The following is a 14,473-nucleotide window of genomic DNA, read 5'->3' as shown; positions in this document are numbered from 1 at the left end:
CAGCTTTGCTCCGTAGTATTTGCGCGACTCCCGCCTCCCGGCGGGCAATAGTTCCGATAGTTTGTCGACAGAGAACTGAAAGCGCCAACTCAAGGCTTGCTGGAGCATCCATGAAAACCCTGTTCTTGCAGGCGCCGTCGTATGACGGCTTCGATGGTGGCGCGGGTTCGCGCTATCAGGCCAAGCGTGAAGTCCGCTCGTTCTGGTATCCGACGTGGCTCGCGCAGCCCGCGGCACTCGTGCCCGATAGCCGCGTGCTCGACGCGCCCGCCGACGGCGTGTCGGTCGAGGCCACGCTCGACATCGCGCAGCACTACGATCTGGTGGTGATCCACACCAGCACGCCGTCCTTTCCCACCGACGCGCTATTCGCCGAAGACCTGAAAAAGCGCAAGCCGTCGCTGCTGATCGGCATGGTCGGCGCCAAGGTGGCGGTCGATCCGCACAATTCGCTGACCGCGAGCGAAGCGATCGATTTCGTATGCCGCGAGGAATTCGACTTCACCTGCCAGGAAGTCGCCGAGGGCAAACCGCTCGCGCAGATCAAAGGCCTGAGCTACCGCAACCGCGACGGCTCGATCGAGCACAACGAAGCGCGCCCGATTCTCGAAGAGATGGACGAGCTGCCGTTCGTGGCGCCCGTGTACAAGCGCGATCTGAAGATCGAAAACTATTTCATCGGCTATCTGAAGCATCCGTACGTATCGATCTACACGGGCCGCGGCTGCCGTTCGAAATGCACCTTCTGTCTATGGCCGCAAACCGTGGGCGGGCATCGCTACCGCACGCGTTCGGTCGAGAACGTGCTGGAAGAAGTGAAGTGGATTCGCGACAACATGCCTGAAGTCAAGGAGATCATGTTCGACGACGACACCTTCACCGACTTCAAGCCGCGCGTCGAGGAAATCGCTCGCGGCCTCGGCAAGCTCGGCGTGACGTGGTCGTGCAATGCCAAGGCGAACGTGCCCTACGCGACGCTCAAGATCATGAAGGAAAATGGCCTGCGCCTGCTGCTGGTCGGCTACGAATCCGGCGACGACCAGATCCTGCTGAACATCAAGAAGGGCTTGCGCACCGATATCGCGCGCCGCTTCAGTGACGATTGCCGCAAGCTCGGCATCAAGATTCACGGCACCTTCATTCTCGGCTTGCCGGGCGAAACGCAGGACACCATCCAGAAGACGATCAAGTACGCCAAGGAAATCAATCCGCACACGATCCAGGTGTCGCTCGCCGCGCCGTATCCGGGCACGACGCTCTACAACCAGGCGGTCGAAAACGGCTGGCTCGAAGAGAACAAGGTGATCAATCTCGTGAGCAAGGAGGGCGTGCAGCTCGCGGCGATCGGCTATCCGCATCTGTCGCGCGAGGAGATCTACCATCAGCTCGAAAACTTCTATAAGCGTTTCTATTTCCGCCCGTCGAAGATCTGGGAAATCCTGCGTGAGATGCTGACGAGCTGGGACATGATGAAACGGCGCCTGCGCGAGGGCGTCGAATTCTTCCGTTTCCTGCGCGCCCACGAGGCGTGAGCGCCGCGCACCTGCTCGCCGTCACGCTGGCCTATGCGTGCGCGGCGTGCGCGGTTTTCGGCGTCGGCTACACCGTGCTCGCCGGCGCGTTGATCGGACGGTTCTTCGCGCGAGCGGTATCCGAGCCGACTGCCTTTCCGCCGGTCACGATCGTCAAGCCGCTGCACGGCAACGAGTGGGCGTTGCTCGCCAATCTGTCGAGCTTCTGCCGCCAGGATTATCCCGGACCCGTGCAATTCCTGTTCGGCGTTCACGACTCCGCCGACCCCGCGCTGCAAACCGTCGACGACCTGCGCCGCCTCTATCCCGACGCGGACATCACCGTCGTGGCCGACGCGCGCCTGTACGGCCCGAACCGCAAGATCAGCAACATCCTCAACATGCTGCCGCAAGCGCGGCATGACGTGCTCGTGTTCGCCGACAGCGACGTCAGCGTTGGTCCGGACTATCTGCGCAATGTGATCGGCGAGCTGGAGATGCCGGGCGTAGGTCTCGTCACCTGCGCGTATCGCGGACAGCCCGATCCCGGCTTCTGGCCGCGCCTGTCGGCCAAGGCAACCAACTATCAGTTCCTGCCGGGTGTCGTGACCGGTCTCGCGCTCGGGCTTGCGCGCCCGTGCTTCGGGCAGACCATCGTGATGCGCCGCGATACGCTCGAAAAAATCGGTGGCTTTACGCCGTTCGTGCGGCATCTGGCCGAGGATCATGCGATCGGCGAGGCGGTGCGACTGCTCGGCGAGAAGGTGGTGATTCCGCCGTTTACGATCTCGCATGCGTGCGTCGAATCGAGCGCGGCGCAACTGATCGCGCATGAACTGCGCTGGAGCCGCACCATTCGCCGCATCGATCCGCTCGGCCATCTCGGCTCCGCACTGGTTCATCCGTTCGCGTTCGCGTTGCTCGCGGTGCTATGTTCGGCCGGCGCGTGGTGGGCGTGGCCGCTCGCGCTCGCCGCCATGGGCGCGCGGCTGGCCTTGAAACTGCTGTCGGATCGCGCGTTGAAGCAGGCGTATCGCGACCTGTGGCTGCTGCCGTTCTGGGATATCGTATCGTTTGCGATTTTCGTCGCGAGCTTCTGGTCTTCGCGCGTGATCTGGCGAGGCATCAGCTTCAAGGTGGACGGCGACGGCCTGTTGTCGGCGGCCCAGGACGAATGAACGGCGGTACGGATCGGCAATGATGCAGAAGGTTTTTAAAGCAGTGGCTAAAAGCAGGGCAACGCGCCTGAAGCGCGCGCACGAGGTGCGCGCGTGATGAAACATCTCGGCCGTATCGCCGCGTTAGCCGGCTTGCTGGCGTCACTCTGGCTCGTCTGGCACGACAACCCCGGCGCCGTGCTCGGCGCGCTGCGCGCGGCCGGCGCGGGACTGCTGCTGGCCGCGCTCGCGCACGTGCTGCCCATGCTGGCCAATGCCTGCGACTGGCGTTCGCTGATTCGCGGCGCGAATCGTCCGGGTCTCATCAATATGCTGCACCTCGTGTGGGTGCGCGAATCGGTGAATAGCATGCTGCCGGTGGCGCGCATTGGCGGCGAGGTGGTGTCGTTTCGCATGCTCAGACGTTGGGGCGTGCGGCCGTCCACGGCGGTGGGCAGCATCGTCGTCGATATGCAGCTTACGGTGATCAGCCAGCTGCTGTTCACGATGGTCGGCATCGGCTTTCTGTTCGCCCATGCGCATTCCGACACGCTGCGGCTCGCCGGACAGCTGGCGTGGGGCGTGGTGGTGCTCACGCCGCTGCTGGTGCTGTTCGCGCTGGTGCAGCACGCGAGCCCGTTCGAGCGCATCACGCGCGCGCTCAATCATCTGACGAGCGGCAAGCTCGCCGCGCGGGTCGGGCAGTCGGCGCAGATCGATCAGGCCATCAGGCTGATCTGGCGCCGGCGTGGCGCGGTGCTGCGCTATCTGTTCTTCTGGCAACCGCTGCAGTGCTTCCTCACGTCGCTGGAAATCTGGCTGGCGCTGCACTTTCTCGGCGTGCAGGTTACGCTCGTGGAAGCGGTGGTGATCGAATCGCTGATCCAGGCGATCAGCAGCGCGGCGTTCTTCGTGCCGGGCGGCCTCGGCGTGCAGGAGGGCGGCTTCATCCTGATCGGCGGCGCGCTCGGCCTCGATCCATCCACCTGTCTTGCGCTGGCCGGCGCGCGCCGGATTCGCGATCTGGTGATGTTCGTGCCCGGCCTGATTGCGTGGCAGTTCGCGGAGTCGTCGAACCGGGCACCGGAGCGCGCGTTCGAGCGCGCGCCTTAAAGGCGCACGTCGCAGGCGCACGTCGCAGGCGCACGTCGCGCGGCGTAGCAGCGCCCGCACGAGGGCGCCGCAGTTCGCGGCGCGCGGGGCGCATGACCGCAAGCAAGCACACCCTCGCAAGCCGGGCGCGTGGATGCGAGACCGCGTCTGCATTCTCCTCAACTCGCCTGCGCATAAGCCGGAAACGACACCTCGACGGCGAGCCCGCGCTCGCCGATGCCTTTGCCCAGACGCAGGCTCGCGCCAAAATGCTCCGCGATGCGTGCGACGATCGAAAGACCCAGTCCGCTGCCGGTGGCCTGATTGCCCGTCGCGCGAAAAAAGCGATTCGTCAGACGGTCGAGGTCGCCCGCCTCGACTCCGGGGCCGTCGTCGCGCACGGTCACCTGCACGCGGTCTTGCGCGTGCTGCACCGCCACTTCGATGCTGCCGCCGGCGTGCCCGTACTTGATCGCGTTATCGAGCAGATTGTCGAGCAGGATGCCGATCAGCACAGGCTCCGCATCGATCTCGGCGCGCAGGTCGCCGAGCAGCGTCACGTGAATGTCTTTCTGTTGCGCGTTGCGCTCGTTGGCGAGCAGCGCGTCTTTTGCCACCGTTGCCGGTTTGAGCGGCGCGGTCGAAATTTTTTCATGCACGTCCAGACGCGCGAGCAGCAGCAACTGCTCCGCGAGCCGCGCGCTGCGATCGACGCCTTGCACCACGCGTTCCATGGCCAGCCGCTGCCGCGCCATGTCCGTTTCCGCCAGCGCGACTTGCGCCTGCACCTTGATCGCGGCCAGCGGCGTTTTCAGTTCGTGCGCGGCGTCGGCGGTAAACGCGCGTTCGCGCTCCAGCGAATGCAGCAGACGCGACAACAGCAGATTGATCGCATCGACGAGCGGGCGCACCTCGGTCGGCGCGCGGCCGATGTCGACCGGCTCCAGCCGGTTGACGTCGCGCGAACGGATGGCCCGCGAGAGCAGCCTGAGCGGCGCCAGACTCCAGCCGATGCTGAACCACACCATAACCGCCAGCACCGGCAGCGCGACCAGCGTAGGGCGGGCAATGCGGCTCGCAACGCCGCTCACCAGATCGCTGCGCGTATTGGCCGGTTCGAACACGCGCACCGTATGGCCGAGCGCGGTGTCGCGCAAGGTGAACGAGTGATACATCTGGCCGCCGAGCGTAATGTCCTGCGTGCCGCTCACCGCCGGCACCGGCAGATCCCAGGCATTGAGCTCGCGCAATTGCGGGCTGCCCGCCAGCACCTCGCCGTTCGCGCCGCGCACCTGGAAGAGCGCGTCGCGCGGCAGCGCGTCGTCGTCGTCGCGGTCGTTGGCGCCCGGCTCGCCGCCTTTTTCTTCCTCGCGCACGTCGATGCGCGCATTGGCGAGCGTGGTGAGATTGCGCTGATCGAGCAGGGCGAGAATCTGCGCGAGTTCCGCGAGACGCGCCTCTTCCCATTCGGCGACCTCGCGGGTGGCCTGACGATAACTCGACACCAGCGCCACGCCCCAGACCAGCGCGATGCTGGTGAGAACCAGCAGCACGAGACGCCGGCGTATCGACGCGCCCATCATTCTTTCTCCACGACGTAGCCGATATTGCGCACCGTCTTGATCAGCTTGGCGCCGAGTTTTTTGCGCAGATTGGACACGTGCACCTCGATCGCGTTGCTCTCGATTTCTTCCTGCCAGCCGTACAGGCTTTCTTCGAGACGCGAGCGCGACTGGGGAATCCCCTGGTTGGTCAGCAACTGCATCAGGATCGCCCATTCGCGCGAGGTGAGCGGCACGCGCGTCGTGCCTACTTCGACAGTTTGCGCAGCCGGGTTGACCGTCAAATGCTGATAGCGGATTTGCTCGACGCTGCGACCCTGCGCGCGGCGCAACAAGGCCCGGCAACGGGCGACCAGTTCGGTCAGATCGAAGGGCTTGCCCAGATAGTCGTCGGCGCCCGCTTCGAGGCCGCCGACACGGTCGACCACCGTGCCCCGCGCGGTCAGCACCAGCACCGGCACATCCTTGCCCGAATCGCGCAGCCGTTTCAGCAGTTCCATACCCGACACGCGGGGCAGGCCGAGGTCGAGCAGCACGAGGGCGTAGGCGGTGGTGTCGAGCGCGAGACCGGCCTTGTGGCCGTCGCGTGCCCAGTCGACCGTGAAGCCGGCCTGACGCAGTCCCGCTTCGATGCCGCAGCCGATCAGATCGTCGTCTTCTACGAGGAGTACGCGCATGTGTCCGTTTTTTCCATTCGATGTTTCTTTGCACGGCAACCGCGATATTTCAGCAAGCCTGCAACTGTAATCCGAAGTTTAACCATGTTGTCATTACTCGCTTTATACGCTTACTTGCTTAAGGTTTCCTTCAGCTTGGATCGCTACTATCGCCCCTCAACAGGTCACGAGACCCAGCCATGAAGCCAGCCACCGTCGACATGCTGCGCGCCCACCTGATGGTGGCCTCGCTCACCGCCATGGGCGCCGAAGTGCTCGCCTGCATCGCGCTGCTGGTGCTGCCGGTTTCGCAGAGCGCCTTCAACTCCATGTCGTTCCGCCTGCTCGCCATTGCCGTGATTTTCAGCGGCGTGATCGTGACACGCCAGTTCGCGCATGCCGCCTTCGAACTCGCGTTGCAGGGGCGTTTCGCCACGGGCGTGAGCCGACCTTCGCGGCCGGTCGCGATCGCCGCGAATTGTCCGCGCCGCTGGCTCGTGATTCTTCATCTGCGCCTGACCGGCAGGGCGTTCGTGCTGGCCGAGCACTGACGGAAGCGGACGATGGCGCCGCACGCAGTGACGGCATGTCAATGGGTTCTGCTGGCCGTCTGCTTGAGCGCGTCCCTGTACGCGCTGCTGGCGGCGGTCGCGATGCCGTTCTTCAGTTCGCGCCGCGGTGCGGCGGGTCGCACCGCTCATTCTTCCTCGCACGTTTCGCAACCGCAGCAGCGCTTCGCGCAGGTCGGCGTCAGCGTGCTCAAGCCACTGTGCGGCGCGGAGCCGCGTCTGTACGACAATCTGCGGACCTTTTGCGAGCAGCGTCATGCGCGTTTCCAGCTCGTGCTCGGCGTGTCCTCGCCGGACGATTCCGCGATTGCCGTCGTGCGCCGTCTGCAGGCCGCCTATCCGTCGCACGATATCGAACTCGCGATCGACGCGCGCGTGCACGGCAGCAACCTCAAGGTCAGCAATCTGATCAACATGGCCGCGCGGGCACGCCATGAGGTCATCGTGATCGCCGACAGCGACATCGCCGTCGAAGCCGATTATCTCGACAGCGTGGCCGCGCCGCTCGCGGATCCGCGCGTGGGCGTGGTCACGTGCCTCTACGTGGCGCGCGGCATCGGCGGCTTCTGGCCGCGCGTGGGCGCGCTCTTCATCAACGAATGGTTCGCGCCGTCGGTGCGGGTCGCGCACGCGGCCGGCTCGCGTCGCTTCGGCTTCGGTGCGACGCTTGCGTTGCGGCGCGCGACGCTTGAACGCATCGGCGGTTTCGAGGCGCTGAAAAACTGTCTCGCGGACGACTACTGGCTGGCCGAACACGTGCGCGCGCTTGGCCTGCAAACCTTGCTCTCGCGCGTGATGGTGGCCACCGACGTGATCGAGCCGACGTTTTCCGCCCTGTGGCAGCGCGAAACGCGCTGGCTGCGCACGATTCGCTCGGTGAATGCGCCGGGTTTCGCGTTCCTCTTCATCACCTTTCCCACGCCCTGGCTATTGGTCGGCGCCTGGCTGAGTGCCGGCCTTGCGGCCGCTTCGCCGGATCCGGTGCACGCGTGCGCCGCGTTCACCAGCGGGGCCGGGGCGGCTGCGGGTCTCGCCGCGCGTCTGTTGATGCATCTGCGCTCGGCGCGTCGTGAGCGCACCTTCTGGCGCGATTTGCCGCTCGTGCCGCTGCGTGATACGTTGCTGGCGTTGCAGTGGTGCGCCGCCGTGTTCGGCTCGCATGTGATGTGGCGCGGTGCGCGCGTGCCCATCGAGGCTGCGACGTCGAAGGCCGCGCGCAACGGCGCGTTGAACGTGATGGACGTGATGGAGGCGTCGGATGGCGGCTAAGCCACGCGCATTGATCGTGACCGCCGACGATTTCGGCCTGCACGCGCGAGTGAATCTGGCAGTGGAGCGAGCGCATCGCGACGGCGTGCTGAGCGCCGCCAGCCTGATGATCGGCGCGCCGGCCGCGAGCGACGCGGTGGCGCGCGCCCGCGCGTTGCCGCGCTTGCGTGTCGGCCTGCATCTGGTGCTGGCCGACGGCGACGCGCTCGCGCCGCGCGCGGCGATTGCGGCCTTGCTCGACGAGCATGGCCGCTTCGGCGACAACATGGTGCGCGACGGCGTGCGGTTCTTCTTTTTACCGCACGTGCGCAAGCAGCTTGCGCGGGAAATTCGCGCGCAGTTCGATGCCTTCGCGCAGACCGGGCTGACGCTCGATCATGTCAACACGCACAAGCATTTTCATTTGCATCCGACGGTGCTCGGACTGATTCTGGAGATCGGCCGGGAGTATGGGATGAAGGCGATGCGCTTGCCGTTCGAAGCGAACGCGCCGCTATGGTTGCGGCCGTGGATCGCGCAAGTCAAGGCGCGTCTGGATCGCGCCGGCATTGCGCATAACGATTATGTGGTGGGGATCGCGGACAGCGGCCGGATGGATGAGGCAGCGTGGCTGGCGGCGCTCGCCGATCTGCCGCATGGGGTAGGGGAGATTTACTGCCATCCCGCGGTGGCGGGGGAGCGGGCATTGAGCGACGGAATGAAGATGTACCGGCACGAGGATGAACTGCGCGCGTTGTTGTCGCCGAAAGTTGCGATGGCGATCCGGGCGGCGGGGGTGCGGGTTGGCGGGTTTGGGGATGTGCTGAAGGTGTAGGTTCGGTCCAGTTCGCCGACTGATCTGGCTGTGCGCCCGCCGCGAGCCGCGGGCGCACAGAAGCGAAATGCGGCGTAGGCCGCCGATCGCCGGCTTAAATCGCCTCCTTCTTCATCAACAACTTCAACAGCACCGGCAGCAACAGCAACACCAGCGGCAACTGCACAATCAACCCGGAAATAATCGCAATCGCCAGCGGCTGCTGCATCGCCGAACCTTGCCCAAGTGCAAAAGCCAGCGGCAGCAGCGCCAGAATCGCGGCGATCGTCGTCATAGCGATGGGACGCAGACGATTGCGCCCGGCGCTCAGCAACGCGTCCTCGAATGGCATCTCGTCGTCGCGCACGAGTCCCTGCAACTCCGACACATAAAAAATCGCCACCTCGGTCACGATGCCGATGATCATTGTCATCCCCATCATCGCGGAGATGTTCAATTCGATCCCGGTCACCCATAAGCCGATAAACACCGCGCCCGCCGCCAGCAACGGCATTGCCATGACCGCCAGCGCGACGCGAAAGCGCTCGTAGAGAAACAGCAGCAAGCCGAACACGAGCGCGATCGCCGCGCCGAATACGCTCAACAGTCCTTTGAACGCAATCTGCTGCTGCTGATACAGGCCGCCCAACTCGTAGTACACGCCGGTGGGCAACAGGCTTTTATCGCTGAGCGTCTTCTGCACGTCGGCGATCGTCGAGCCCAGATCGCGGCCGTCGATGCGCGCGGTCACCGCCACCATCCGTTTCAGATTGTCGCGGCTGATCTCGGGCTGGCCGGTCACCATCACCTGATCGGCGACGCGATCGAGCGCGAACAGATGGCCGTCGGGCGCGCGAATCTGCAACTGTCCCAGTTGCGTATCCGTGAGCTTCATCGCGCCGGCCACGCGTACGCGCACGCCGACCGTTTTCGGGCCGCTCTGGAATTGCGTGGCCACATTGCCTTCCACCATATCGGACACGGCCTGCGCGATCGATTGCGGGTCCATGCCCTCGGCCGCCGCTGCTTCCGGGCGGATGTGCAGTTCGAGCGCGTCGCCGGCCGGATTGATGCCGTCGTTCACGTCCACCACGCCCTGAATTTTGCCGATCTGCGCCGCCACCTTGCGCGCGGTCGTCTCGAGCGTGTTCGGGTCGTCGGAATAGATCTTGATCTGGACCGGTTGCGGCACCGCCGTCAGGTCGCCGATCAGATCCTCCATCAACTGCGCGAGTTCGACACTCACGCCGGGCACCTGAGTCTCGACCTTCGAGCGGATTTCCTCCATGACGGTGGCGATCGGCTCGCGATTGCCGGACTTCAGCCGCACGAAGAAGTCACCCTTGTTCGGCTCGTTCAGATCGCCGCCGAGACCGGCGCCGGTACGGCGCGAATAGGTCGCGACATTCGGGTTCGCGCGAATAATGCCTTCGATCTGCTTCATCAAGCGATCAGTCTCGCTTACCGACGTGCCCGGTTCGGTGTGGTAATCGAGCACGAACCCGCCTTCGTCCATGCTCGGCATGAAACCGCTGCCCACGCGCGTGAACGCGAATGCGGCCACCGCGATCAGCGGCAGCAGGCCGAGCAGCACGAGCAGTGGCCGCGCGGTGACGCGCTCCACCAGAAACGCGTAGCGCCGGTTCATCCACGAGGCGAAGCGGGTTTCCTGGTGTTCCTCGGCGTCTTTCGGTTTCAGCCAGCGGTCGCACAGAATCGGCACCGCGAGCCACGTGACGAGAAAGGAAATGAACAGCGCGCTCGCCATGGTGACGGAGAGCGCCTTGAAGAACGCACCCGTCACGCCGGATAGAAACGCCAACGGCACGAAAATGATCAGCGTCGCCGCCGAAGAGCCCGCCAGCGGCCGCGTGAATTCGAGCGCCGCCGCCATCACGCGGCCATGAAAAGCGCGTGCGCCACCTTCGCGCATGCGCCGCACGATGTGCTCGATCATCACGATCGCGTCGTCGATGACGAGGCCGACGGCGGCGGCCATGCCGCCGAGCGTCATGATGTTGAAGCCCGTGCCGAACACGTCGAGCAACAGGATGGTCGCGGCCATCACGACCGGCACCAGCGCGACGGCGATCGCGGTGATCTTCCAGTTGCGTAGGAACGCGAACAACGTCAGCGCCGCCAGCACCACGCCGATCATGATCGCGTCGCGCACGCTGGTGGCCGAGGCGATCACCAGTTCGCTCTGGTCGTACCAGTTCGACAGATGCACGCCGGCCGGCATCTGATGCTGGAAGTCGGCGAGTTTCGCGCGGATCGCCCTGGCCATCGCCACGCTGTTCGCGCCCGGCTGCTGGTACACGTTGACGAGCACCGCGTCCTGGCCGTCGGCGGTGACGCGCATCCATTGCGGCACCACGCCCTGGCGTACGATCGCGACGTCGCCGAGGCGGATCTGCGTCGCGCCGCTGGCCGACACCACGACGTTGCGCAATTCGTCGAGCCGCGTAATGGTGGTGTTGGCAATCACGAGGTAGAGCTTGTAGTGATCCTCGATGCGGCCGTTCGCCATCAGCACATTGCTCGCGCCGATCGCCTTCGACACATCGGAGAGCGAGAGCTTGTACGCGGCGAGCCGCGCGGGATCGATCGCGACTTCGAACTCGTCCTGCGCGCCGCCTGTCACGTCGACCCGCGCCACGCCTTCCACCGAAGACAGCAACGGCCGCATCTGGAACTGCGCGAGGTCGTGCAGCGCGGAGAGCGACTGCTGCTGCGAAGTGAGGCTATACGCCAGCACCGGAAACACGGTCGGGTCCATGCGCCGCACCTGCATCGAGGTCCCTTGCGGCAGCGTTGCGAGAATCTCGCTGATGGCCGACTGTGCCTGCAAGGTGGCTTGCGCCATGTCGGTGCCCCAGTCGAAATTGATCGAGATTTCGGCCGCGCCGCGGCTTGTTTTCGATTCGACGTCGCGCACGTTCGGCACGCGCCGCAGCGCTTCTTCGACCGGCATCGTGACGAGCGTGGCCATCTGTTCGGCGGGGCGGTCGCCCGCGTCGAGCGAAACGACCGCGCGCGGAAACGCGACGTTCGGAAACAGCGAGATCGGCAGGCGGAACGCGGTCAGCGCGCCCGCTATCGCCAGCAACGCGATCACGAACAGCAGCGAGCGGCGGTGCTTCTGCATCCATTGACCGAAATTCATCGCGGCGCGCCTGCGCTGGTTCGCACCGCCATGCCGTCCTTCAACTCATAGTTGCCGCTGACCACGAGGCCTTGCGCGGCGTCGAGCGGGCCATCCACGCCGTAACGGTCGCCGTTCTCGACCTGGGTGGTCACCGCCACGCGGCGCGCCTTGTTCTGCGGCGTGATCTGGAACACGTACGCGCCTTGGCCGTCTTTCAGCACAGCGGCACGCGGCACGATCCAGTGCGTGCCGCTGCGGGTCTCGATGTCCGCGCTCACGCGCGTGCCGGGAATGAAGGCCGTCTGACCGAGCGGCACGTTCGCGCCGACATCGACGAGCTGGCTCTGCTGATCGATCGAGGCGCCGACCAGTGCCACGTGGCCGTTCGCCGAAGTCTTCGCGAGCGACGTGGACAGACCGTGCAGCGCGACGAGGTCGCCGGCGTGGATCGCGGCGGCATCGGCGGGCTCGACGCCGAGCATCACGTTGGCGCGCGCGTCCTTGCCGCTGCCGCCCGCGAGTTGCAGGATCGCCGTGCCGGCTTGCACCTGATCGCCTTGAGCGGCCGAAACCTGCAGCACGACGCCGTCGTTCGGCGCGGTGATGATTTTGTTGCCGCTTGCCACGCCGGTCTGGTTCTGCGCGGCGAGCGCCTGCTGCGCGTCGTCGGCGGCCTTGCGGGCGCTGGCGAGTTGCGACTGCGTGGCGAGTCCTTTGTCGTACAGCGATTGCGTGCGCGCCAGCTCGCCTTGCGCGAGCGTCACGGCGCTTTTCGCCTGGGTTGCGGCAAGCACGGCGGCCGGGTCGGCCTGCACGAGGAAGAGCGGCGCGCCACGCGTCACCGTTTGCCCGGATTGCACGCGCATCTGCACGATGCGCGCGGTGTACGGCAGATTGACAGTGGTGAGGTTCGACGCGGACGCCGCGACGACGCCATACGCGCGCACCGGCTGCGCGATCTCGGCGCGCTGCACGCGCACGGTTTGCACGGCGACCACGGGTTGCTCGGCGGTGTCGCCGGCGCTTGCCGCGCGGGCCGTATGAACGCCCGCGCACAGCAGCGTGGCGCAAGCGATCGAAATCGCACCGGCGGCAATGCGCGGCCGCAGCGCTGAAGTCAGGCTATTTCGCATGAGTGTCGGTCAAGGTGAGAGCGGTGGAGTAAGCGTCGGGAATCGCGCTGCCGAGCAGCGCCTGCAAGCCCACGCGTTGTTCGGCGAGCGACTCGCGCAAGGTCGCGACGTCGATCTGTTTGGTGAGCGCGGCGCTTTGCGCGTCGGTGTAGGCGCCGAGCGCGAGGTTGTGATCCGCGTAGGCCGCGGCCGCGTGCTGGGCGGCGAGGTCGACCTCGGGCAGCGCGGCTTCGGTTTGCTGCAATTGCCGCGTGAGGACCGCGTTGTCCGCACGCAGATGCGCGACGTCGCCGTAAGCGCTGTTCAGCCGTGTTTGATATTCGTCGCGCAAACGCTGGCGGCTGGCCTGCTCGATTGCGACGTTGCCTTGATTGCGGTTGAAGATCGGCAGGCTGAGGTTGATCTGGAAGCCGCTCGTGTAGATGTTCGACGTATCGCGCGCCCGCACGAAGCCCACCGACAGACTCGGGAACTGGCTGAGGATCGCGGCGCGATATTTCTGTTCCTGCGCCTCGTAGCCTGCTTGCAGCGCGATCAGATCCGGGCGGCGCCGAGGCAGCCGGGCGAGCGCGGCATCGAGCGTCGCGTCGGAGAGCGGCTCGATGTTTTCGCCGCCTGTGAGTTGCAGTTGCACCTCCGGCGAGATGCCGAGCAGCGCGTTCAGATCATGGTGCGTCTGCTCGGCTGCGCGCTCGGCATCGGTGTATTGCTTGCGGGCGTCGCCATAGGCGAGGAGCGCGGCCGTCAACGTGTCGTCAGTGAGGTTGCCGTCGCGGCGCGCTTCGGCCATGCGTTCATAGCGCGTGCGCGTGAGGTCACGCTGGCGCTGCAAGAGGGGCAGCGTGTCCTGCTGAAAACGCGTCTTGATGAACAACTGCCGCGCTTGCGCGACGATCTGCCATTCCTGCCACAGCAGACCGAGGTCGGTTTTCGCCACCGTGGCGTCGGCGGATTGTTTGTTGGCGCTGCGCAGCACGATCGCCATCACGTCCATGCTCAAGCCGTAGTTGAACGCGCGCACGGTGCCGATCTGGCCGGGATAATCGCTCGCTATGCTCAGTTGCGGGTCCGGCAGCAGGCCCGCTGAATAGGCCTGAGCGCGGGCAATGCCGAGGTCGTCGCGGGCCAGCCTCAGGTCTGGGTTGTTGGCGACCGCGAGCATCGCGACCTCGTCGATATCGAGTCCGTCGGACGGATCGAAACGATGCGCGGCCAGCTCCGGTAGAGGCATGCTCGCCGGATCGATGCGGATGCGTTCGAGCGAATGGGCGGAGGTGGACGTATCCTGCGGCGCGAGCGGCTCGCGGTGATACCACGTGCAGCCGCCCATCAGCAGCGCGCAGAGTGGCACCAGCGCGCGCAACCGTTCGTAGCGTCGCGGTGTGTGTCCGGCCACGGGCCCGGCAGCGGCGAACACAGACACGGCCGCCGATATAGCCGCGGACGCGGCATTGAGAACGGGCAAAATGCGGCTCCTGAACAAAGAAACGGGGCATCCGCGCGGGAAGGCCACGGAAAAGAAGCGATTTTGCTGATGGACTGCTTAAGACATGCTTAACGCCGATTTAAGCGGCCCTTCAGCG

11 protein-coding genes are annotated in these 14,473 nt (G+C 65.5%); 6 read left to right on the top strand and 5 right to left on the bottom strand.

Annotated features, from left to right (window positions below; genetic code table 11):
- Positions 1–110 precede the first annotated feature (110 nt).
- From hpnJ to B0G82_RS17110, 3 genes are all read left to right on the top strand, one after another.
- Positions 111–1,532: a hopanoid biosynthesis associated radical SAM protein HpnJ gene (gene hpnJ / locus B0G82_RS17120; RefSeq protein WP_121308065.1), complete on the top strand. Its 1,422-nt coding sequence runs from the start codon at positions 111–113 to the stop codon at positions 1,530–1,532.
- A complete protein-coding gene (gene hpnI, locus B0G82_RS17115; protein ID WP_121308063.1) occupies positions 1,529–2,689 on the top strand; it encodes a bacteriohopanetetrol glucosamine biosynthesis glycosyltransferase HpnI in 1,161 nt (386 codons plus the stop codon). The genes hpnJ and hpnI (B0G82_RS17115) overlap by 4 nt, the downstream gene beginning before the upstream one ends.
- 96 nt (positions 2,690–2,785) lie before the next feature.
- A complete protein-coding gene (locus tag B0G82_RS17110; protein WP_121308061.1) occupies positions 2,786–3,781 on the top strand; it encodes a flippase-like domain-containing protein in 996 nt (331 codons plus the stop codon).
- A gap of 158 nt (positions 3,782–3,939) precedes the next feature.
- Here B0G82_RS17110 and B0G82_RS17105 read toward each other — a convergent pair whose 3' ends face one another.
- Together B0G82_RS17105 and B0G82_RS17100 are read right to left on the bottom strand one after the other, a co-directional pair.
- A complete protein-coding gene (locus B0G82_RS17105) occupies positions 3,940–5,343 on the bottom strand; it encodes an ATP-binding protein (protein WP_121308059.1) in 1,404 nt (467 codons plus the stop codon).
- Complete coding sequence (locus B0G82_RS17100) at positions 5,340–5,999, bottom strand: response regulator transcription factor (protein WP_106284334.1); 660 nt, start codon at positions 5,997–5,999, stop codon at positions 5,340–5,342. The genes B0G82_RS17105 and B0G82_RS17100 overlap by 4 nt, the downstream gene beginning before the upstream one ends.
- Before the next feature lie 179 nt (positions 6,000–6,178).
- Here B0G82_RS17100 and B0G82_RS17095 point away from each other — a divergent pair, with 179 nt between their 5' ends.
- Genes B0G82_RS17095 through hpnK form a run of 3 tightly spaced genes read left to right on the top strand, consistent with a single transcriptional unit; the run spans position 6,179 to position 8,630 of the window.
- Positions 6,179–6,529: a hypothetical protein gene (locus B0G82_RS17095; protein ID WP_121308058.1), complete on the top strand. Its 351-nt coding sequence runs from the start codon at positions 6,179–6,181 to the stop codon at positions 6,527–6,529.
- 12 nt (positions 6,530–6,541) lie between these two features.
- Positions 6,542–7,816: a bacteriohopanetetrol glucosamine biosynthesis glycosyltransferase HpnI gene (hpnI, locus tag B0G82_RS17090; protein ID WP_121308056.1), complete on the top strand. Its 1,275-nt coding sequence runs from the start codon at positions 6,542–6,544 to the stop codon at positions 7,814–7,816.
- Positions 7,806–8,630 (top strand): hopanoid biosynthesis-associated protein HpnK, encoded by an 825-nt coding sequence (hpnK, locus tag B0G82_RS17085; RefSeq protein ID WP_121308054.1) that lies wholly within the window; start codon positions 7,806–7,808, stop codon positions 8,628–8,630. Before hpnI (B0G82_RS17090) ends, hpnK begins: the two co-directional genes overlap by 11 nt.
- Positions 8,631–8,724: 94 nt before the next feature.
- Here hpnK and B0G82_RS17080 read toward each other — a convergent pair whose 3' ends face one another.
- The 3 genes from B0G82_RS17080 to B0G82_RS17070 are packed head-to-tail and all read right to left on the bottom strand — an operon-like array spanning position 8,725 to position 14,355.
- Positions 8,725–11,775 (bottom strand): efflux RND transporter permease subunit, encoded by a 3,051-nt coding sequence (locus tag B0G82_RS17080; protein ID WP_121308053.1) that lies wholly within the window; start codon positions 11,773–11,775, stop codon positions 8,725–8,727.
- Positions 11,772–12,890: an efflux RND transporter periplasmic adaptor subunit gene (locus B0G82_RS17075; RefSeq protein WP_121308052.1), complete on the bottom strand. Its 1,119-nt coding sequence runs from the start codon at positions 12,888–12,890 to the stop codon at positions 11,772–11,774. Before B0G82_RS17075 ends, B0G82_RS17080 begins: the two co-directional genes overlap by 4 nt.
- Positions 12,880–14,355, bottom strand: coding sequence for a TolC family protein (locus B0G82_RS17070; protein WP_121308051.1), 1,476 nt, complete (start codon positions 14,353–14,355; stop codon positions 12,880–12,882). Before B0G82_RS17070 ends, B0G82_RS17075 begins: the two co-directional genes overlap by 11 nt.
- Positions 14,356–14,473 lie beyond the last annotated feature (118 nt).

This window comes from Paraburkholderia sp. BL17N1 (assembly GCF_003634175.1).
Taxonomy (GTDB): Bacteria; Pseudomonadota; Gammaproteobacteria; order Burkholderiales; family Burkholderiaceae; genus Paraburkholderia.
Note: the sequence above shows the minus strand (reverse complement) of the source record. Positions and strands in the feature narration are given on the sequence as shown.

Coding starts and splice junctions, on each gene's coding strand:
- hpnJ (WP_121308065.1), top strand. CDS start 111: ATGAAAACCCTGTTCTTGCAGGCGCCGTCGTATGACGGCTTCGATGGT.
- B0G82_RS17110 (WP_121308061.1), top strand. CDS start 2,786: ATGAAACATCTCGGCCGTATCGCCGCGTTAGCCGGCTTGCTGGCGTCA.
- B0G82_RS17105 (WP_121308059.1), bottom strand. CDS start 5,343: ATGATGGGCGCGTCGATACGCCGGCGTCTCGTGCTGCTGGTTCTCACC.
- B0G82_RS17100 (WP_106284334.1), bottom strand. CDS start 5,999: ATGCGCGTACTCCTCGTAGAAGACGACGATCTGATCGGCTGCGGCATC.
- B0G82_RS17095 (WP_121308058.1), top strand. CDS start 6,179: ATGAAGCCAGCCACCGTCGACATGCTGCGCGCCCACCTGATGGTGGCC.
- hpnI (WP_121308056.1), top strand. CDS start 6,542: ATGGCGCCGCACGCAGTGACGGCATGTCAATGGGTTCTGCTGGCCGTC.
- hpnK (WP_121308054.1), top strand. CDS start 7,806: ATGGCGGCTAAGCCACGCGCATTGATCGTGACCGCCGACGATTTCGGC.
- B0G82_RS17080 (WP_121308053.1), bottom strand. CDS start 11,775: ATGAATTTCGGTCAATGGATGCAGAAGCACCGCCGCTCGCTGCTGTTC.
- B0G82_RS17075 (WP_121308052.1), bottom strand. CDS start 12,890: ATGCGAAATAGCCTGACTTCAGCGCTGCGGCCGCGCATTGCCGCCGGT.